Source organism: Caulobacter sp. Root1472, assembly GCF_001426985.1.
Taxonomy (GTDB): Bacteria; Pseudomonadota; Alphaproteobacteria; order Caulobacterales; family Caulobacteraceae; genus Caulobacter; species Caulobacter rhizosphaerae.
On record NZ_LMFX01000001.1, the window covers coordinates 220,308 to 241,193 of the forward strand.

General features: G+C 68.8%; 15 protein-coding genes. 6 read left to right on the forward strand and 9 right to left on the reverse strand.

Annotated elements, in window-relative coordinates:
- Window positions 1-9 precede the first annotated feature (9 nt).
- Window positions 10-1,866 carry a hypothetical protein gene (locus ASD47_RS01015; RefSeq protein WP_056750316.1) on the forward strand — a complete coding sequence of 619 codons (1,857 nt, stop codon included), beginning with the start codon at window positions 10-12 and terminating at the stop codon, window positions 1,864-1,866.
- A gap of 30 nt (window positions 1,867-1,896) precedes the next feature.
- Here ASD47_RS01015 and ASD47_RS01020 read toward each other — a convergent pair whose 3' ends face one another.
- From ASD47_RS01020 to ASD47_RS01040, 5 genes are all read right to left on the reverse strand, one after another.
- Complete coding sequence (locus ASD47_RS01020; RefSeq protein ID WP_056750319.1) at window positions 1,897-2,448, reverse strand: dihydrofolate reductase family protein; 552 nt, start codon at window positions 2,446-2,448, stop codon at window positions 1,897-1,899.
- 61 nt (window positions 2,449-2,509) lie between these two features.
- Window positions 2,510-4,075: a carboxylesterase/lipase family protein gene (locus tag ASD47_RS01025; RefSeq protein ID WP_056750321.1), complete on the reverse strand. Its 1,566-nt coding sequence runs from the start codon at window positions 4,073-4,075 to the stop codon at window positions 2,510-2,512.
- A 51-nt stretch (window positions 4,076-4,126) separates the two neighbouring features.
- Window positions 4,127-5,035 (reverse strand): LysR substrate-binding domain-containing protein, encoded by a 909-nt coding sequence (locus ASD47_RS01030; protein WP_056750324.1) that lies wholly within the window; start codon window positions 5,033-5,035, stop codon window positions 4,127-4,129.
- A 141-nt stretch (window positions 5,036-5,176) separates the two neighbouring features.
- A complete protein-coding gene (gene kdgD / locus ASD47_RS01035; protein WP_056750325.1) occupies window positions 5,177-6,100 on the reverse strand; it encodes a 5-dehydro-4-deoxyglucarate dehydratase in 924 nt (307 codons plus the stop codon).
- Between the two features lie 258 nt (window positions 6,101-6,358).
- Entirely contained in the window at window positions 6,359-7,108 is a 750-nt protein-coding gene (locus tag ASD47_RS01040; RefSeq protein WP_056750331.1) for a Crp/Fnr family transcriptional regulator, read from the reverse strand.
- A gap of 37 nt (window positions 7,109-7,145) precedes the next feature.
- Here ASD47_RS01040 and ASD47_RS01045 point away from each other — a divergent pair, with 37 nt between their 5' ends.
- The 5 genes from ASD47_RS01045 to ASD47_RS01065 all read left to right on the forward strand — a co-directional run bounded on the left by ASD47_RS01045 (window position 7,146) and on the right by ASD47_RS01065 (window position 12,264).
- Window positions 7,146-9,209 carry a toll/interleukin-1 receptor domain-containing protein gene (locus tag ASD47_RS01045; RefSeq protein ID WP_056750335.1) on the forward strand — a complete coding sequence of 688 codons (2,064 nt, stop codon included), beginning with the start codon at window positions 7,146-7,148 and terminating at the stop codon, window positions 9,207-9,209.
- Window positions 9,210-9,232: 23 nt separating this feature from the next.
- Window positions 9,233-9,604 carry a hypothetical protein gene (locus ASD47_RS01050; protein WP_082564423.1) on the forward strand — a complete coding sequence of 124 codons (372 nt, stop codon included), beginning with the start codon at window positions 9,233-9,235 and terminating at the stop codon, window positions 9,602-9,604.
- A 131-nt stretch (window positions 9,605-9,735) separates the two neighbouring features.
- Entirely contained in the window at window positions 9,736-11,376 is a 1,641-nt protein-coding gene (locus ASD47_RS01055) for an adenylate/guanylate cyclase domain-containing protein (protein WP_156402052.1), read from the forward strand.
- A 305-nt stretch (window positions 11,377-11,681) separates the two neighbouring features.
- Window positions 11,682-11,909: a hypothetical protein gene (locus tag ASD47_RS01060; RefSeq protein ID WP_056750338.1), complete on the forward strand. Its 228-nt coding sequence runs from the start codon at window positions 11,682-11,684 to the stop codon at window positions 11,907-11,909.
- Entirely contained in the window at window positions 11,896-12,264 is a 369-nt protein-coding gene (locus ASD47_RS01065) for a hypothetical protein (RefSeq protein ID WP_156402053.1), read from the forward strand. Before ASD47_RS01060 ends, ASD47_RS01065 begins: the two co-directional genes overlap by 14 nt.
- Before the next feature lie 144 nt (window positions 12,265-12,408).
- Here ASD47_RS01065 and ASD47_RS01070 read toward each other — a convergent pair whose 3' ends face one another.
- The 4 genes from ASD47_RS01070 to tssF all read right to left on the reverse strand — a co-directional run bounded on the left by ASD47_RS01070 (window position 12,409) and on the right by tssF (window position 20,886).
- Window positions 12,409-15,231, reverse strand: coding sequence for a serine/threonine-protein kinase (locus tag ASD47_RS01070; protein WP_056750344.1), 2,823 nt, complete (start codon window positions 15,229-15,231; stop codon window positions 12,409-12,411).
- A gap of 89 nt (window positions 15,232-15,320) precedes the next feature.
- On the reverse strand, window positions 15,321-18,017 hold the full coding sequence (gene tssH, locus ASD47_RS01075; RefSeq protein WP_056750346.1) for a type VI secretion system ATPase TssH: 2,697 nt from the start codon (window positions 18,015-18,017) through the stop codon (window positions 15,321-15,323).
- Complete coding sequence (tssG, locus tag ASD47_RS01080; RefSeq protein ID WP_230983724.1) at window positions 18,014-19,057, reverse strand: type VI secretion system baseplate subunit TssG; 1,044 nt, start codon at window positions 19,055-19,057, stop codon at window positions 18,014-18,016. Before tssG ends, tssH begins: the two co-directional genes overlap by 4 nt.
- Window positions 19,021-20,886 carry a type VI secretion system baseplate subunit TssF gene (gene tssF / locus ASD47_RS01085; protein ID WP_056750348.1) on the reverse strand — a complete coding sequence of 622 codons (1,866 nt, stop codon included), beginning with the start codon at window positions 20,884-20,886 and terminating at the stop codon, window positions 19,021-19,023. The genes tssG and tssF overlap by 37 nt, the downstream gene beginning before the upstream one ends.

Below are 20,886 nucleotides of genomic sequence, written 5' to 3' on the forward strand. Positions count from 1 at the left end.
GGGGCCTCTATGACCAGCCGCCGCCGCTTTCTGCGCAACGCCTCCGCCTTGCTGCTGGCGACCGTCGCCGCGCCGGCGATGGCCGCGCCCGCGACCAGCCTGGAGATCACGACGCCGATGGCCCCGCCCGAATGGGCGCTGCTGGAGCGCGCGCTGCTGCGGGCCAACGCCGAGGCCTGCGAGGCCTTCTTCGCCCGCTATTTCGACGAGCGCGGCTTCCTGCTGGCGGTCGAGCGCTGGGGCGCCAACGACGGGCCCGACGACGCGATCGAGAACGTCAACGACTGGCCGCACCTGCACGCCCTGGGCGCCAGCGACCGGCTGCTGGAGCTGTCGAAGAATGCCTACGAGGGCAATGTCCGCCAGTACACCCTGGCCCGGACCAAGGACGTGCCGTTCGCGCGCGAGGGCATGTACTACAAGGAGTTCCCGGTCATGACCGACTGGCAGCACCTGTCCGAGGGGCTGTCGGTGTTCAACCTGCTGGGGCTGTCCGATCCCTACGACGCCCGTTACCGCGATCGGGTCAGGCGGTTCTCCGGTTTCTACATGAATGAGGACCCCGGCGCGCCGAACTATGATCCCCAGCACAGGATCATCCGCAGCATGATCACCGGCAGCCGCGGTCCGATGCTGCGCAAGGCCACGCCGCTCGACTGGGCCGGCGACCCGTTCGAGGTCGGCGACTTCTTCATGGAGCACGGCGAGCGCACCTACGCGGAGACCCTGCACCACTACGACGAATACACCGAGGTGATCGGCGACGGGCCGCTGAACCTGCAGGTCACCAGCCTGGTGCTGAACGCCTACATGCTGGACCACGAGCCGAAATACCGCGACTGGCTGCTGGGCTATGTCGACGCCTGGGTCGAGCGGGCCCAGGCCAATGGCGGGGTTCTGCCCAGCAATATCGGCCTGGACGGCAGGATCGGCGGCGCGACCGGCGGCAAGTGGTGGGGCGGGGTCTATGGCTGGGGCTTCAGCCCGGTCGTGCCCCAGACCGGCAAGCGTGAGGACCGCAACCGGGTGCCGCGGGCCATCGTCGGCTTCATGAACGCCTACCTGCTGACCGGCGACGACAAGTACCTGGAGGTCTGGCGCCGGCAGGCCGACGTCATCAACGCCCAGAAGAAGGTCATCGACGGCAAGGTCCATACCCCGCGCATGTACGGGGACAAGGGCTGGTACGGCTATGCGCCCGGCGACTATCGCATCAACGGCCTGGAGATCTGGTACCTGTCGATGCGGGTCTCGGACCGGGCCCGGGCCGCCGAGCATCCGTGGCTGGCGTTCCTGGACGGCAAGGACCCGGACTTCCCCGTGAGGATCCTGCGCAAGGACCTGGAACAGGTGCGGGCCAGGGCTCAGGCCCAGCGCGACGACCGCTCCACGCCGGACACCCGGCTGGCCGACGCGGCCCTGGACATCAATCCCGCCAGCGCCAACGCCCTGATCCACCTGATGCAGGGCGGGATCCACATCGCCCGGCCGCCCTGGTCGCCGACCTCGCCGGCCCAGGGCGGGGCGCTGCTCTATGCCCGCCTGCGCTATTTCGACCCCGAGCGCCGCCGAGCCGGCGTTCCCGAGGACGTCGCCGCCTTGGTCGAGACCCTCAGCGACGAGGGGGCGAGCGTGATCCTGGTCAACACCAACCCGGTCCAGGCCCGGACCGTGACCGTGCAGGGCGGCGGTTATGGCGAGCACCAGGTGCTGAGCGTGGCGGCCGACGACGGAGCACCTGTGTTGGTCGACGCTTCGGCCTTCACCGTGCGGCTGGCGGCGGGAGCGGGGGCGCGGCTGGTGCTGAAGATGAAGCGCCACGTGAACCCGCCGACCCTGAGCTTTCCGTGGGATCGGGCGATCTGAACCGGCAGTCGGCGGGCATCGTCCAGGCGCTCACCACAGCGCGGTTGGGGTCTGATCGGCCGCATCTCCCAGATGATACTCGCTTTGAACCAGGCCGCTGGCGAAGCTCCTGGTCGCCACGTGCCGAAGCTTGATGTCGCCCGGCACGGCGCCGAACAGGGGGATGCCCTGGCCGAGCAGGACGGGCACGCGGGTGATAATCAGACGCTGGATGAGTCCGGCTCCGAGAAACCGCTGAATGGTGATCCCGCCATCCACATAGATGTGACCGACGCCGCGCGCCGCGAGCCGCGAGACGATCTCGGCCGGCGCTCCCGACAGGCGCTCCACGACGGCGCCGCCCGGCGCGGGGAGGAGCGTGCCGGTGCTCAGTACGAAGACCGGTTTGGCGCCGAAGGGCCAGGCGTCGAAGCCCAGGACGATCTCGTAGGTGTTCCGGCCAACGACCAGCGCATCGACGGTGGCCATGAACGCGTCGTAGCCATGGGGTTCGCCGCCGCCGACAGGCAACCAATCGAGGCCGCCGTCAGGGCGGGCGATGAAGCCGTCGACGCTGGCGCCGACAAAGACCGAGGCCTGCATGAGCGCCTCCCTTCGTTGCGGCGACCATTTCAGCATAGGCCCTGGCTCGCAAGCACGCCGACTAGGTTCCCTCTTTCAGGAAGGGCGCGACAGCGAACAACTCACGCTCTTCCCTGCGCGGATCGTCGACCATCATCGAAGTCTCGTCGAACACCATCGTCGCCCGCTTTGGCAGCTCGTACTTGCCCCACGCCGGGATCGCCGCGCAGTTGGGGTCGCCGGTCCGGGCGAAGGCCAGGAAGGCCTCGCTCATCTGGCGGGCCACGGCGCGGGCGGCCGGCCCCGTGCCGGTCTTGGAGCCCGGCGCACCCAGATTGTCGAACACCAGGGCGATGTCGAAGCTGTGGAACGCCCGCAGCTTGCCGCCGTCGAGCGGCGAGCCGAAGTCCAGCTGGTACATCCAGGCCGGCGCGCCGATCCTCGCCCGCTGCTCGGCCTGGATCAGGTGGCCCGGCCACGAACGCCCCGCCGTGGTGGCGGCGAAGAACACCTCGGACGGCGTATAGTGCGGATAGAGCTCGCGATAGCGGGCGATCACCTGGCGCGGCGCGACGTCCAGCACCAGCTCCGGCCCCAGACGCTGCGGCAGCTCCTCCCAAGTCAGGGCAAAGTTCCGGGGATCGCCGCCGAGGAAGGCGCGGGTCTCGTCGTGGGTGTTGCCGATGATCATCGGGATCTGGGCGCTTTGCCGGGGCGCGTCCGGATAGAACGGATGGCGCGGCAGCACCCCGCCGTCCATCACCGACCAGAAGAGGATCGAGCCCTTGCGCTCCAGCGGGTCGGGCGTCTTCAGCGCGGCCACCAGCCGCTCGGCCGGCAGAGCGCGCAGGACGTCGACCTGGTCGGGACGCAGGCCCAGCGCCTCCATGAACGTCCTGGCGCGGATCGTCGCGTGGATCGGACCCATGGCGGTCACGTGCTGGCCGCTCATGGTCGCGGCCTTGTGAAACAGGCCCTTGGCGACCGGCATGGCCATCAGGGTCACGACCTTGGCCCCGCCGCCCGACTGGCCGAAGGCGGTGACGTTGCCGGGATCGCCCCCGAACGCGGCGATGTTGTCGCGAACCCATTCCAGGGCCATCACCAGGTCGAGGTTGCCGACATTGCCGCTGTCGGCCAGGTCCGGCCCGCCCAGCTCGGCGAGGTAACAATAGCCGAACACGTTGAGCCGGTGATTGACGGTCACCACCACCACGTCACCGCGCCGGGCCAGTCTTACGCCATCATAGAGCGGATCCGAGCCTGAGCCGCTGGCGTGGGCCCCGCCGTGAACATAGACCATCACCGGCCGCTTCTTCCCATCCAGCGCCGGGGTCCAGACATTGAGGAACAGGCAGTCCTCGCTGACGGCCTCCGCCGTCTTCAACTGCGGGCTGGCCGGCCCGTAGGCCAGGGCGTCCGCCACCCCCGTCCACGGCTCGGGCGGCAGGGCGGGCCTGAACCGGCGCGGGGCGGTGTCGGCGCCGTAGCGCACGCCCTTGAAGACCTTGATCCCGTCCACCTCGGCGCCGCGCACCCTGCCGTAGCGGGTGGCGGCGATCGGACCTTCAATGGCGGCCCGCGCTCCGGTCGCGGCGGCCAGGGTCGCGGCGGCGGCCGCCAGGACGGCGCGGCGATGGGTGGTCATGAACGGCGTCTCCCCAGGCATGCATCTTGGCCCGCTCCAAGGAGAGGGCGGTTAGTCGACGAGGGTCTCGGCGGGCGAGGCCTCGGCCGTGCAGAGGTCGATGAACGACTGCAGGATCGGGCTATCATTGTCCTTGCGCCAGGCCATGTAGAGCTCGACCGGACGATCTGGCGTGGTCTCGACCGGGCGGAACTGCACGTCGTCGAAATGCAGACTCATGGCCGCTTCCGGCACCAGGGCCGCGCCGAGGCCGGCATGGACCAGGGCCAGCATCGAATGGATCTGGGTGACATGCTGGACGTAGTGCGGCGTCACGCCGTTAGAGTCGAACAGCGTGGTCAGCATGTTGTGGAAATAGCCCGCGCCTTCGGCCGAATACATGATCAGCGGCGCGTCGTCGAAGTCGGCCAGGGCCAGCGACGCCTTGGCCAGGCGCGGGTCGCCGGTCGGCAGGGCCGCGACCAGGGGTTCGGTCAGCACGCGCGCGGTGGCGAACTCGGCGCGCTCCATCGGGGGGCGCACCAGGCCGATGTCGATGCGGCCGGTCAGCAGGGCCTCAACCTGCTCCCGGGTGACCATCTCGCGCAGGGTCAGGTCGGCGTTGGGCAGCCGGGCCCGCGACAGGATCACCAGGCTGGGCAGGAAATTGTAGCCGGAGGCGGCGGTGAAGCCGATGGCGATCTGGCCGGCGTCGCCCACGGCGATGCGGCGGGTGGCCAGGGCGGCGCTCTCGGCCAGGCGCAGGATCCGGCGGGCCTCCAGCAAGAAGGCGCGGCCGGCGGGCGTCAGCCGCACCGAGCGGCTGGTGCGGTCCAGCAGGGTGACGCCGAGGATGCGCTCCAGCAGCTGGACCTGCCGGCTGAGCGGTGGCTGGGTCATGTTCAGCCGCTGGGCGGCGCGGCCGAAATGCAGCTCCTCGGCCGTGGCCAAGAAACAGCGCAGCTGACTCAGTTCGAACATCGGATAGCGCCCGCTCGTGACCCCGTGGGCCGACGAGGTTAGGCGCTTGGGCAACAAAGGGGTAGCCGTCGCCACGGCCGCGGGCCTGGCCTTGGCGAGGGGGCCGCCGTGAGCCCGCCGGACGCCGACGGCGACCACCGTCTAGGCCTGGCCCTGGGCGCGCCGGATAAGCACCTCCAGCTCGGCCAGCTCGGCGGGGCTCAGGTCGGTCAGGGGCGTGCGGACCGGGCCGGCGTCGCGGCCGACCACCTTCATGCCGGCCTTGACGATCGAGACCGCATAGCCGCGACCGCGGTTGCGCAGGGCGATGTAGGGCAGCACGAAGTCGCGCAGGCCGGCCATCACCGCCGTCCGGTCCTGGGCCCGCACCGCCTTGTAGAAGGAGAGCGCCCATTCCGGCATGAAGTTGAAGATCGCCGAGGAATAGGTGGTCACGCCCATCTCCAGATAGGGCAGGGCGAAGGTCTCGGCGGTCGGGAGACCGCCGACATAGGTCAGGCGCTCGCCCATCCGGGCGTAGACCCGCATCATCAGCTCGATGTCGCCGACCCCGTCCTTAAAGCCGACCAGGTTGGGGTTGCGGTCGCACAGCTTTTCGAGCGTATCCTCGGTCAGGATCGCATTGTCGCGGTTGTAGACGATCACCCCCAGCGGCGTGGCCTTGCAAACCGCCTCGACATGGGCCGCCAAGCCTTCCTGGGTGGAGTTCATCAGGTAGGGCGGCAGCAACAGCAGGCCGTCGGCGCCGGCCGCGTGGGCGGCCTTCGCCAAGTCGACGGCGATGGCCGTGCCGTAGCCGCAGCCGGCGACGACCGGGATCTTGCCGGCCGTCTCCTCGACGGCGGCCCTGACCACCCGGGCCACCTCCGGCGGGGTCAGGGAAAAGAACTCGCCGGTGCCGCCGGCCGCGAACAGGCCCGCCAGCTCATGCTCAAGCATCCAGGCGCAGTGTTCGCGATACGGCGCCTCGGCGAACTGGTGCTGGGCGTCGAAAGGGGTGACGGGGAACGACAGCAACCCTCCGCCGATCTGCCGGGCCATTTCGGACGGCGTCATTCTGCTCATCAAGTCCTCGCTCGTCGTCGGTCCTTCTCGCCGAGAGGGCGTCGCGCCGTCCCCGCCGTGACCGTAGGTTCCAGCAAAGGCTATGGGCGGCGGCGGCGGCGGTCTAAGCCAAAGGCGCTATCGACCGATGCGGGTTTTGGCTTGATGGCGGCGCGGCTAGAGCATCGCGCGGGAAAGTGGATGCCGGTTTTCCGCAAAAGCGATGCGAAAACAAAAATCTAGAGCAAGCCGCCTGAGTCCTATATCGCGCGGCTTGCTCTAGACTTCGCCGCCGATGCGCTCGATCTCGTCGGCCAGGGCGGGCAGGTTGAGAACCCGCAAGGTGCGGCCGGTCTGGGCGACGATCCCGAGCCCGGCCAGCCGGTTCAGTTCCCGCGTCACCGGCTCGCGCTGGCTTCCCACCAGCACCGCCAGCTCGGCGTGGGTCGGGCAGGGATGGATGACGGCTTCGCGGCCGTCTCCCCCCGCCGAGGCCGCCATGCGCAGAAGTTCGATGTCGACGCGGCAGGCCACCGAGACGGCGTTCAGCTCGAACAGGCGGTCGGTGAGGGCGCGTGTCAGGTTGGCCAGGTCCTCCAGGATCGCCCGCATGAAACGGGGCGACCGCTCGAACAGGGTCTGGACCAGTCCCTGGGGCAAGCGAGCGACCCGCACGTCCTCCAGCGCCACAATGTTCACCGAGCGGGGCAAGCCGTCGATCGCCGAGATCTCGCCGAAATAGCCGCCCGCCGAAATGCGTCGATAACCCACCTCGCGGCCGGACCGGGCGTATTGGTTGGCCAACAGCGCGCCCTTCAACAGCAGATGGATGCCGCCGCTTTCATCCAACCGCTGGACGATCAGCTCGCCCTTGCCATAGTGAAGGTGCTCGACCTGGGGCGCCAGGGCCTCGATCTCGTCGCGCGCCATGTGCCGGAACAGCCGGTTGGCGCGATAGTCGCCTTCGGGCGACGGCGCGAGCGGCGCCTGGCTCGGGGCGAGCGGGGACGAGGGAGGGGGCACGGCCATCGAGAACGCTCCTGAACAGTCGATCCGGGGACGACGAATGGACAGCCGACCGCGCTACCGGGCCTTTATCAGCTATAGCCATCAGGACCGCAAAGCCGCCGGATGGCTGCACCGCGCCCTGGAGACTTACCGCGCGCCACGTCGCCTGGCCACGGCCGGCGGCCAGGTGTCGACTCGTCGGCTGACGCCGATCTTTCGCGACCGCGACGACCTGAGCGCCTCGCCGGACCTGGGCGGGGTGATCCGCGACGCCCTGGACCGCTCCGACGCCCTGATCGTTCTTTGCTCTCCGGCCGCCGCAAGCTCGCGCTGGGTGGATCAGGAGGCGGCCTACTTCCTGAAGGACCACGGTCTTGGGCAGATCATCTGCGTGATCTCGCAGGCGACGCCGAAGGGGACACCCCTGGCCGAGTTGTTGCCGCCGGCCTTGCGGGCGGCCTTGCCGACGGGCGTCGAGCCCCTGGCCGTGGATCCGCGGCGCGACGCCGACGGGCCGCGCCTGGCCCGGTTGAAGATCGCCGCCCGATTGCTGGACGTCAGCCTCGACCAACTGGTCCAGCGCGACGCCCGCCGTGGCATGCAGGTGATGGCGGCCTTCACCGCCCTGGCCCTGGTGGTCGCCCTCGCCATGGGCGGGATGACCGTCGCCACCCTGAAGTCTCGTCAGATCGCTCGCGACCAGCGCGACGAGACCGAGGCGCTGGTGGCCTACATGCTGGGCGATCTGCGCGAACAGCTTGAGCCCGTGGGCCGGCTGGACGTCCTGGACGGCGTGGGCGCCAAGGTGCTGGCCTATTACGGCAAGGCGCGCACAGACCGGCTCGACGACCGCGCCCTGGCCCAGCGCGCCAAGGCCCAGACCCTGCTGGGCACGATCCGGGAACAGCGCGGCGACCTGGCCGGCGCCCGTGACGCCTTCGGCCAGGCGGCGGTCACGACGCACGAACTGGCCCTGCGCGCCCCCGACAACGGCGAGCGCATCTACGACGAGGCGCAGAACGTCTACTGGCTGGCCTATATGCAATGGCGTCAGGGCGACACCGCCGGCGCTGAACGCGGTTTCAAGCGCTATGGCGAACTGGCTCAGACGCTGGTGCGGCTCGATCCGGACCGCGCCGACTGGCGGTTGGAGGTCGCCTACGCCAGGAGCAATCTCGGCACGCTGCTGCTGGAACAGGGCCGGGCGGAAGAGGCGCTGGTCACCTTCCGCGCCGCCCTGGCCGCCTTCGAGGCCGAACGGGCCCGAGCGCCCAACGACCAGGACCGCCTGGTCGACGCCGTGGACGCCCACGCCTGGGTGGCGGATTCGCTCGTCAAGCTGGGCCGTCCGCGCGAGGCCTACGCCGAACGCGAGGGCGCGGCGAACCTCCTGGCCCAAGCCTCGGCGAAGACCGCCTCTGACAAGCCCCTGGCCGCCCGCAGCCTCGCCGCCCAATTGGCGCTGGCGCGGCTGGAACTGGATCTGGGCCGGACGGCGCACGGCGCGGCGCGCTCGACCCAGGCCCTGAACGGGCTGCGTGCGCTCGTAGCCCTGGATCCGACCAACGCCCGTTGGCGCGAATACCTGTTGATCGGCCAGTTGGACGCGGTCGATTTCGCCGCCTGGTCGGGGCGGCTGGCGCAGGCGCGCTCGGCCCGCGCCGAGGCTGTAGCCATCCTGGCCGACCTCCGTACAGGCGACGAGGCCAAAAGCTGGCGGGCTGATCTTGATGGCCGGCTCGAGATGCAGGCGGTCACCCTGGCCCGCCTGGACGGTGATCTCATGCGCGAGCGGAGCCTGGCGCTGGCGCTGCTGGGCCGGCTGGACCGCACCCCCGTATCGCGGGAAACGGCCGCCGAGCGCGCGGCTCTCTATGGGGCCGCTCACCTAGCGGCGGGGCGGCCTGCGGCGACCATCTCGGCCCTGTCGCCGCGACGCGGGTCCCTGCCTTCGACCAGCCTCGACATCCTGGCGCGGGCCTATCAGGCCCAGGGGCGATCTGATCAGGCGCAGGCGATTGTGACGAGCCTGCGAAAACAGGGCTATGCCCATCCCGGTTTCCTTGCATTCTGGAGGGAGTCGCCTCCAGATGGCGCCACCGTTCAAGGGGGGCTCACATGACAGACTCGCTACCGATCATCGAATTGGTCGTCGGCATCGCCGACAACATCAACTTCATGAACGTTCTCGATCCGGAGAATCCGATTCCATTGGCGCTGAAGCTTGATGCTCCGAGCCGATTGGTCTTCCGGCTGAGCGATGACCTCATCCGGGTCGGCTGGACGTTCCAGAAGCGCCCGATCCTCTTCACCGACGATTTCGGCATCAACTTCTCCAGCTACACCTGGATCGAAACGCTGTACGACGTGCCGCAAAAACCGTTCACGTGTTTCATGATCGTCTACGAAGACAATCGGGTCGGCGAATATATCTACAGCCTGTTCATGACGGACTCGCACAAGCAGAACATCATCCTGGATCCGAAGATCGAAAACGGCGCGGGCCACGTGCCCTGACTGGCCCCACGTTCTTCGACAGGAACGAGGTCGCCGCGCTGATCCAGCGCGGCGAGATCCTTGCCGCCTATGACCTCGCCCGCGCCGCCCTGGAGGCCGGCGAGATCTCGCGAGACGCCGCCTACGCCGCGGTGCTTTGCCTGGCGCGGGCTGGCGCCGTCGATTTCGCGCGCGCCGAGTATGTCCGGTTGGGGCTGGACCAGGCGGACGACGATCCCGACGCCATCGCCTTGGGCGCACGCCTCCTGAAGGACGTCACCTTGGCTGCGCATGGCCGGCGCCGCATAGCTTTCGCCAAGGCCTCCACACGTCGCTACCACACGCTCTTTCAACGCTTCGGAGGTCTTTACGGCGCGGTGAACGCCGCGACCATGACGCTGGTCGCCGGCGATCGGGCGGGTGGACGGGCCTTGGCGGCCGCCGCTTTGCGCATCCCGCCGCCGCCGGGACTGAAAGGGGAAGCGGCCTACTACGAGACCGCCAGCCGGGCCGAAGCGAAATTCCTGGTCGGAGATCTCAGGGCGGCGAGCGAGACCATGTCCCGGGCCCTGGCCCTCGCGCCGCGGGCTTTTGCGGCTCACGCCTCCACCTTGCGCCAGTTGGAAATGCTGTGCCGGGAAACCGGCGCCGATCCGGCCTGGCTGTCGACCTTCCGGCCGCCGGCCTGCGCGCACTTCACGGGCCACATTCTGGACGCCACGCGGCAGGGCGCCCTGAGCGGCGGGCTCGACAGCAACCTGCGCCGCGAGGCGGATCGCGTGGTGCGGGAGCATGGGATCGGTTTCGCTTACGGCGGTCTGGCCGCCGGCGCAGATATCATCTTCGCCGAAGCCTTGCTGGAAGCCGGCGCCGAGCTTCACCTTGTCCTGCCCGTAAGCCTGGAGTCCTTCGTCGCTGTGTCGGTCGCGCCTTTCGGCGCCGATTGGGTCCAGCGGTTCGAGCAGTGCTTCACCCGCGCCGCCTCGGTGCGCTACGCCTCGCAAGATCCCTATGCCGGCGATGAGCAGGTCTTTGCTTATGCCAGCCAGATCGCCATGGGATGCGCGGTGCTGCGCGCCCAGACCCTGGCGACCGAGGCGATCCAGGTGGGGGTATGGGACGGCCATCCCGCCGCGGGACCGGCAGGGGTGGCCGTGGACCTGGCCTATTGGGCGAAAGGCGGCCGTCGGCGGGAGATCATCACGGTTCGACGGCCGCCGCCCTCCCGCGCGCCGCCGAAACACGTCGACTCATCCGGCTCGCGCGGCATGAAGGCCATGCTGTTCGCCGACGTGAAGGGGTTCGGGACCCTGCGCGACGACCAGATTCCCGCCTTCTTCGAGGCCGTGATGGGGCGGATGGCCAAAGTCGTCGAAGAGCTCGACGCCGGCCCCCGACACGTCGAGACCTGGGGTGACGGCCTCTTCCTGGTCTTCGACCAGCCGATCGACGCCGCTCTGGCCGCCTTGGCGCTGCAGGAGGCGCATCGCGCCCTGGATCTTCGGGCTCTAGGCCTGCCGCGCGGCCTGGGCCTGCGAATCGGCGGTCACTACGGCCCGGTGCACCTGGGGGTAAACCCGCTAACCCGAACCCCGGCCGTGATCGGCGCCCACGTGGTGGTCGCCGCCCGCATCGAACCCGACGTCGCGCCCGGCTCGGCCTGTGTCAGCGAAGCCCTGGCCGGCGCGCTGGCCACCTTCCACGGCGACCGCGTGCGCTGCGGCTATGTCGGCCGCACCCAGGGCCGCAAAGGTTTTCCCGCGACCCCGATCTTCAACCTGACCCGGGCCTGATCGCTCTACACGCGATCTCCTTATCTCCGGAGATGTGCAGATCCGCACATTCAAGGGGTTGCTCCCTCGGACATGGTTCGATCCGCAGGTTGCGGCGACCTTGGCCGGACGGTCGCGGAACGCCTCTGTCGATCGCCATCGCAGGAGCGCCGCCGAAACCTGCACCGCTTTCGACCTGTCACCGCGGGTCGTTAAGCGGCTTTCGGGCCCGATCATCCCCATCGATCGGGTCCGACTCGCCGACCGCGTTTCCATGTCGCGCCAATGTTCCAGCGCGGCTTCCACGTTGCATCAGGAACCTTGCCATGTCTCTCGACGCAGCTGTCATCAAGGAATTTCGAACCGGCGAAGACGCGCGCCTCGGCGCGCTAGCCTCCGACCCCGCGGCGAGCATTCTCAAGCACGCCGTCAGGATCTGGGCGCGCGACCACGGCGTGGCCGAAACCGACCTTACGCGCGTGACCGAAATGGTCATGGGCTTCGCGAAGTCGGCGATCCGCGACTGTGAGCGCAAGATCCATGTCGTCGCCTAGCGTGCCGCTGCTCAAGATCCCGGGTGCGATCCTGGCTCATGCCAGAAGCTTGATCTCCGGAGACGACGCGGCCATGCCCACGGCAATGGCCGAAGACCCACCTTTCGCGCCCAAGTCGGAGGCGGGCGCCGAATGGGAGCCGACTGCGCAGGACAAGAGTTTCTGGGCCAGCCTGGCCGCGGCCGACAGGCGCCTGGTCGACCTGCGGCGCGCGATCGACGAGGCGGCGGCCGAGGCGCTGGCTCGGGATGCCGACGCCAAGGCGTCGAGGATGCCGGAGGTCCCAATCGCCGCGAGTCGCTGCGAGGCCGCCAAGCGGATGATCGCCGACGCTCTGGACGCGGAGAAATCATGATCCTCGCCATTGGCGGGAAGGTTCAGGCAAGGGCGGCTCGATAACCATCGACCGCCACGCCTCGCCCTTGGGGGAGGGCGGTCGGATGAGCACGGCTCTTCGCAGTTTCGGCGAACGACCGATGCTCATCCGACTCAGATCACGCTACTTGGCGCAGTCGGACTTGCCGACATTGTCCCACTTCTTGAAGCCCCGGCCGGTCTTGGCCTGCAGACGGTCGTTGTAGCGCCGCAGCGCGATGTCGCCGGACTGGCCGGTGAGAACGTCACAGCGCCCGGCGAACACCTTCTCCACGCAAGACGGCCGTGTCGCATAGCCGAGTTCCTCCCAGGCCCCGTCGACGAATCGGCGGCAGGCCACATAGTCGGCAGGCAGCTTCTGAGGCTCGACGGCGGGCACGGCGATCTCGACCGGCTCGGCCGCCTTGGCCGCTTCGGCGGCCGCGGCGATCTTGGCGGCTTCGGCCATCGCCAGACGATGCCGTTCGGCCTCATCGGTGCTGGCCTGCTCTGGCAAGTCCGGCTGATCGTTGGCCAACTGGAACCAGGCCATCTGCATCTTCCAGCCACGGGCCTGGGCCAATTGACCCAGACGGGCGGGGAAGTCCCGCGTCGGCCGTTCGATGGCGCCGGGACGCAGACCGATATCGAACGGCCCGTCGCCCTCGATCATCAGGACCCCCGCCAGGCCGGTGGCGTTCTGGCACATGGAGACCCGGTAGCGTCCGCCGCCGAGATCCTTGTAGAGATCCGGATTGCGGGCGGCCAAGGCCGCGAACTGTTCGCGGTTGGTCGTGAACTGCTGGAGCCGGCCAGAAGGCTGTATGGCGACCAGGCTGAAGCCGTTGGACGGGTCGGGCGCGACATTGATCATCGATTGCGACCAGAGCCCCTTGGGGCAGCCCTGGATGCCGCGGTCGATCTCGAAGCGCGGCTGTTGGGCGACAAGGCTCGGAACGGCGCCGGCCTGGCCGCGGAACCGGTTGGCCGTGTCCAGCAGCGGACAGGAGGCCTGGTCCGCAGGCAGGATCTCGGTGGTGTCGACCTGGAGCCCCTCCACGCCGGCGGCGCGCGCGGCGCTCGCCACCGCGCGGTTCGCGCCCGCCGGATCTCCAGCCGCGCCGGAAATCTTGATGCTGGACGAGCCGTCGGCGTTCTGGCCGTGACTTAGGGTAAGCCAGGAGCAGGGAACGTTCGGCAGCGCCGCGGCGATCGCCTCGTCGGCCCGAGCGGCGGCCGGTGACGGCGCGCTGGGCGCCGTCGCCGACGGTGCAGGCAGGGCGGCTTTCTTCTGTGGTGAGAGAACGGCGAAGCCGATGCCGACCACGGCGACGGCCGCCACCACGCCGATCGCCGTGATGGCTTTTCCCTTGGAAAAGCCTCGCGCCGGCGGCTCTGGGCTCTGAGCTTTGCGCTCCTCCTCGTCCAGAAGTTTGGCCGGGCGCGATGCCGGCTTGCCGGAAGGCCTATAGGCGACGTCCATCGCTGGCGGGATGGGGGATGCAGGCTCCTCCTCCTCATCCATACGGGTCTGGTCGATATCATTGAGCGGCGACGTCGCTTCGTGCGCCTTCGCCTCGACCCCGCTCGGCGGCGGATCGGCGTGTGGAACTTCGGGAGGCCCTGCTTGGGGCGTAAAGATCGTGGCGCTGGCGGGGGCGATCTCTTCGTCCTGGGGCGGGGCGGAGATCAGTGGCGGAAGCGAAGAAGCCTTGTCGGCGGCAATCGGCGGAACGGTCGGTGCGGGCGACGGCGCCTGATCTGCGGCTGGACGCGAGGCTTCGTCGCCGATCGACTCGTCCACTGACTCCAACGGCGAGTCCGGCAGGCTGGGCGCGAAGATCGTGCGTCCCTCAGGAGCGCTCTCGTCACTTGCGACGGCAGCCAGCGACGGCGGAGCGCTGTCTTCTCCGCGCGGCTCGGCGCTCTGCCAGGAGGGCGGTTCGGAGCCCAGGTGGATCACCGTCCGCTCGATCTCGGGGGCGTTGTCCCCGGGCCTCCCTTGACCGATGTCGGGGATCCACGACCGCGGCGAGGGCGCCTCGACCGGCACGTCCAGCGCATCCAGCGCCGTGATCACCTCGGCCATGGTCTGGGGGCGCCCACGAGGGTCGGGGTTGAGCATGCGCGAGAACAACGGCTGCAGCAGCGGCGGCACGGCGGTGATGTCGGCGCCGGCGCGGCGCCGGTCGATCGCTTCGACCAGCGTCGTGCCCATGTTCGGAGCCCGGCCGCCAGCCAGGGCCAGCACCACCAGGGCCAGGCTGTAGATGTCGGTCCACGGACCGATGCGGCGGTCGAAGTCGCCGAACTGCTCCGGTGCGACATAGCCGAGCTTCCCCGCGAAGCCGTCACCGACCACCGTCTGGGCGCCGATTTCCATGCTCTTGGCGATGCCGAAATCGATGATCTTGGCGCGGCTGAGCACGCCGTCCGGCAGCAGCACGTTTTCGGGCGAGATGTCGCGGTGGATGGCGCCGTGGCTGTGCGCCGCGTGCAGGCCCTCGGCCAGGCGGCGGGTGAGCATGACCAGTTCGGCCGTCGTCGGCGGATGGCGGCCGATCAGATTGGTCAGCGGCTCGCCGTCGATGAAGTCGGTGACGATGTAGAGCAGATCCTTGCGCGGCTCGCGGGCCAGGACGCGATATTGCACCAATGCCGGATGGGCCAGGCTGGTGAGGGTCTTGGCCTCCTTGCGGAACAGCGCCTGGACCTTCGGATCGGCGGCCAGGTGCGGAAGGATGACCTTGACCGCCACGCGCTCTTCGGCGTTGACGTTTGCGCCCTCGTAGACCTCGCCCATGCCGCCGCGAGCGATGAAGCGCTTGATCTCGTAGATGCCGTTCAGCACGAAGCCGACCGGCAGGATGCCCCGCTGGGCGGGCTTGCGCGAGCCGCGCTTGCTCCAGGAGCCGGACGGAGGGCTCGTCAGGGACGCGACGTCTTCATCAGAGGGATCGTCGGGCATGCTCACTGGGGGCGTCTCTTTCCAACTCTGACTACAACCTCGCCCTGAGCGCGCGGCGGTTGCAAGCGGTTATGCAGGATCTCACGCATTCAGGCCGCGGCTTCCGGGATCGAAGGCGCGTCGGCTTGCGGTGACGCTTCGCCGCTTTCGAACGCATAGGTGAAGGTTGAGTTCTCGACGCCCACTGTGATCCTGGCCACGTCCTCGCCGGCCATCTGGCGCTCAAGCAGGGCGATCGACAGCTCGGGCAGCATGGTGTTGGTCAGGATGGCGTCGATCATCCGACCGCCGGACGCGACCTCGGTGCAGCGGGAGACGATCAGTTCGACGACAGCTTGGTCGTAGGTAAAGACGATGCCGTGGTTCTCGGCGATGCGCTTCTTCACGCGGTCCAGCTGCAGCCGGACGATGCCCTGCAGCATGTCCGGCGACAACGGATAATAGGGCAGGACGATCAACCGGCCGAGCAGGGCGGGCGGGAACACCTTGAGCAGGTCGGGCCGCAGCGTCTGGGCCAGCGCCTCGGCGTCCGGCTTCATCTCCTCGTCCTCCGACAGCGAAGTGATCAACTCGGAGCCAACATTGGAGGTCAGAAGGATCAGCGTGTTCTTGAAGTCGATGTGACGCCCTTCGGAGTCGTCCATATAGCCCTTGTCGAACACCTGGAAGAACATCTCGTGGACGTCCGGGTGGGCCTTCTCCACCTCATCGAGCAGCACCACCGAATAGGGCCGGCGCCGCACGGCCTCGGTCAGAACGCCGCCCTGGCCGTACCCGACATAGCCGGCTGGCGCGCCCTTCAGGGTCGAGACGGTGTGGGCCTCCTGGAACTCGCTCATATTGATGACGATCAGGCTATCGTCGCCGGAATAGAGCAGTTCGGACAGGGCGTGCGCCGTCTCGGTCTTGCCCACCCCGGACGGGCCGCACAGCATGAACACCCCGACCGGCTTGTTGGGATTGTCGAGCTTGGCGCGGCTGGTCTGGATGCGCTTGGCGACGGCGTCCATCGCATGATCCTGGCCAACCACGCGCTTCTTCAGCTGGTCGGCGATGGTGAGGACCGAGGCGATCTCGTCCTTGACCATGCGGCCGACGGGAATGCCGGTCCAGTCGCCGACCACGGCGGCGACGGCGTCGGCGTCGACCTCGCCGAACACCATCGGGTCGTCGCCATGGGCCTGGGCGACCGCCAGCAAGGCGGCGTCGAGCGCGGCCTTGAGCCCGGCCGTGTCGCTGGCCTCCGCCGATGCGGCGGCCGCGAGGGCCTGGCGGGCCTCGTAGGCCTTGGCGACGGCGTCCTTCTCGGCCGCCCACTTGGCTTCCACCGCATCGAGCGCGGCCTGCGCCTCCTCGATCGCCTCCTTCAGCTTTCCGATACGCTCCACGCCGGCGTATTGACCTTCGGCCTCGCGGGTGGCGACGCCGAGTTCGACATTCAGGAGTTCGACCCGGCGGCGACGGCTTTCGACCGGCGCGGGCGTCGCGTGCTGCGAGACGGCCACGCGGGCGCCGGCGGTGTCGAGCAGGCTGACGGCCTTGTCGGGAAGCTGCCGGGCCGGCACGTAGCGCTGGGACAGCTTGACGGCCGCTTCCACGGCCTCGTCGAGGATCACCACCTTGTGGTGCTGCTCCATGGCCGAGGCCACCGAACGCAGCATGGCGATCGCCACGCCAGTCTCCGGCTCCCCGACATTGACGGTCTGAAACCGCCGGGTAAGGGCAGGATCCTTTTCGAAGTACTGGCGATATTCCGACCAGGTGGTGGCGGCGATCGTCCGGAGCCGACCGCGCGCCAAGGCGGGCTTAAGCAGGTTGGCGGCGTCGCCGGTGCCGGCCTGGCCGCCGGCCCCGATCAGGGTGTGGGCTTCGTCGATGAACAAGATGATCGGCTTGGGCGAGGACTCGATCTCGTCGATCACCTGCCGCAGCCGCTTCTCGAACTCGCCCTTCACGCCGGCGCCGGCCTGCAGCAGCCCAATGTCCAGGGCGCGGAGCGTAACGTCCTTGAGCGCCGGCGGGACGTCGCCATCGACGATCCGGCGCGCCAATCCTTCGACGACCGCCGTCTTGCCCACCCCAGCCTCACCCGCGAGGATCGGGTTGTTCTGGCGTCGGCGCAGCAGGATGTCGATCACTTGGCGGATCTCGGCGTCGCGGCCGACGATCGGGTCGATCTCGCCAGCCCTGGCCCGCTCGGTGAGATCGACGGAATATTTGGCCAGCGTCTCGCCTGAGGCGCTGGCGAACGGGCCGCCCGCCGCGCCTGCCTGGTCGGGGGTCGCCTCAGCGGCGAGGGCTCCGCCCACTTCGGCTGAGTTCGCGACGATCTTGTCGAACTCGTCGCCCAGGGCGTCGGCCGAGACCTTGCGGAACTCAGGCGAGATCGCAAACAGCGCATTGCGCAGGATCGGGGTCTTGAGCATGCCGAAGACCAGGTGGCCGGTGCGCACACGGCTGGCCTGGAACATCAGCGACGCATAAAGCCAGCCCTTCTCGATGGCCTCCTCGATCTGGGGCGAGAAGTCCGAGATCGCCGTCGCGCCGCGCGGCAGGCCGTCCAGCGCGGCGACGACGTCGCGGGCCAGCTTGGTGTCGTCCAGGGCGAACCGGGTGCGGATCGCGGCCAGGTCGTTCTGCGGATCCTGCAGCAGGATATGGATCCAGTGCACCAGCTCGACATAGGGATTGCCGCGCATCTTGCAGAAACCGGTCGCGGTCTCGATGCTCTTCAGGCCCGTGGGGCTGAGGCGGCCGAACAGGGCGGAGCGGTTGATCTCGGTCATGCGGCATCTCTCTTGGCGGCGGCTCGAGCGACGCGACGCGAGCTCGGGCCAAGACGGGTCTCGGCGCGCGAGCCGCTGCCGGCCGGCGGATTGATCCAACTGGTCCAGCCCAGCCGGGCGCGGCCGTCCAGCGACGCAGGGCGGCGGGCGGCTTCGCTGGCTTCGATCTCGAGGTCCCATTCCAGATGGGACGGGGCGAAGGAATCCAGCGCCTCGGCCACGACCGCGAAGCGCGGGCCGCCCGGCAACAGGTTCTCGTAGTCGTGGAAGGTCTCGACCTTCACGGCGATGCGGAACGCGTCTGACACGGTGCTGGTGCGACGGCCGCAGACAGCGTCGCCGCCCAGCCGGCTGTAGGCTCCGCCCAGACGGGTCTGGTCCGCGGGCTCGATGTCGCGCCAGACCGGACGGTATTCCTTCAGCCGCACGGGGGCGCCTACCAGGTCTGCGACGGCGTCCTCAATGCCCGCCGCGCTGCGCCGCGAGGCATAGAGGCCGGCATAGTAGAGGCGGGCCCGGGCCGGGAAGGCCGCGTCGTCAGGCACTCCCGCGGTCGCGCCGGTCAGGGCGCCCAGATAGCCGGCGAAGCGGTCGTCACCGGGCCGGTCGGCATTGGCCGCCGGATTGGACTCCGCCCAGGCCCGATAGAAGAACTGCAGCATGCGCCCAGCCAGCACGTCGAGGAAGTGCCCGAACGGACGGCCCTGGGCATAGCGGCGCTCGAAATGAGCGAACTCGCTGAGGTGCAGGGGCAGGGGCCCCATCGGCCCGGTCAACCCGAACCAGTAGCCCTCGACCTTGGCGCGCCCGCCCTTGACGGTGATCGTTTCCAGCGTGGAACCGGGAAAACCCAGCGCGGGGAGTTGGGCCAGGTCGACGAGGTTCTGCGACGGGAGGCGGGCGTCGCCGATGCGCGGCAGATCCGGCGCGCGCGCCTCCGCCGCGCGCAGCAGGCCAAACAGCCCGTACCGCCTCGCGTTCCCCGCCGCCTGGCGAAGAAACTCTAGATGTTGCGATGTTCGCCCATTCTCGGCGGCCATTGCGCGAAGGTTCCTTCCTGGGGGCTTTCAAAGATGCATTCGGTGAAGGCGTTGACGGTCGCGAACTCGCCGAGGAACCGCTCCAGAACGGCCGAGAACAGGAACATCCGACCGTTCTCGAACGGGGCGTCGTCCAGCTTGAGGCGCAGGCGCTGGCCGCGGGCGAAGGCGCTGCGTCCCCCGCCGCCCACCCGCCGGGTCACCGGTTCGGAGCGGATGGACAGCACGCCGTCGATCTGCCGCCGCAGGGCGGGATCGTCGATCCGTCCATAGAGGGCCAGGTGATCGCGCAACACCGACGGATCGTCGTCATCGCCCAAGGCGAATGAGGCGTAGTTCGGAGTCAGGTGACCGATGACCCGCCACGCCCCGTCGCTGATGCCCATCGGCGGTCGCGGCTTGGTCGGGGCGCGGACGATCGTCACGGCGCGCACGGGAACGCCGCTGATCCGAAAGTCCGTCGCACCGCCGGTGCGCAGCGTCTCGGCGAGCTCACGATTGGTGACCAGCGCACGGACGGCCAGTTCGTAGATCCCCTCCAGCCGCCTCGGCTCGCCCGGAGCGGCCAGGCTGATCCAGGTTTCCGTGCCCAGATAGTCGGTCCTGCGCCTCAGGCGCTGCTCCTTGGTTGACAGGCGCCGGTGGCGCAGGCGGGTGACGTAGAACAGCGCCTCCGTCCAGTCGTAGAGCAGACTCCCGAAGGCGTGCAGCGGCGCGACCGGACGGGCGTCGCCATTCTTCTGCGAATGGGCGGTCACCTCCAGCGGGCGGAAGATCTCGAAATCCAGCGGCCGGGTGCGGTCGGCGATCAACTGGTGTTCGTGATCGAACTCGCTGATCGCTACACGATCGATCTGCTTCTCGAACAGATTGATCGCGGGCGTCGCGAAGAGCTTGAAGTTTGCGGGCGACACCGCGCCGGCCAAGGCCGTGGACGCGCGATCGAACAGGAAGACGACTTCGCATTCGGTGCGACACTTGCCGAAGGCCTGACCCAGTTCGCGCAGACGGACGAAGAGGAAGCGTTCCGGACAGGCGAAATATTCCGACAGCAGGCGATAGCCCCGGAAGGAGCGGCGCCCGGTCGGCAGCAGGGCGCAGTTCTCCTCGAAACCGTGCTGCTCGGCCGAGGGCAGCTTGATCCAGGCCGCTGTACCGGCCGCGGAGTCAACCGGCCGGGCCACCGTGGCCACGGCGTCGCCGATCAGCTGGCGGTAGAGCTCGCCGGGCACCACTTCCGAGCCGTCCAGATAGATCGGCAAGGCGTCGGGCGCCATCGCTGACAGCGCAACGCCGCCCAGGCCGCTGAACTTCAGGCGCAGCCCGGCTTCGGCCCGCACGCCCGCCGCGCCGGCGTAGGCGGAGACGGCCGCGCGGGTGGGCAGGTATTCGGCCTCCGTGATCTTCAAGGGCCAGAGGGTCACGTCCTGGCCGGTCCGGAAGATGACCGGCGTGGCGGCGTCGTCGCCGGAGGTGGCCGACATCTCGGTCAGGCGAGGGACGACGAACCCGGCGGCGATCGCCTGGTCGCTGTCCTGGGGTTCGAGCGTCACCACGCACATCGACGGGGTCGGCGCCAGGTAGTGGGGCTGGATGGCGTTGAGCAGATGCTGCGTGAAGTCGGGGAACTGGTCCTGCAGCTTCAGCTTCACGCGAGCGCCCAAAAAGGCCACGCCTTCCAGGAGCCGCTCGACATGGGGATCGGTGTCGGATGGAGCGTTGAGGCCCAGGCGTCCGGCGACCGTCTCGTACTCCTCGCCGAATTCACGTGCGGTTTCGCGAAGATAGAGCAGTTCTTCGTTGTAGGCCCTGAGGAGTCGAGGATCCAT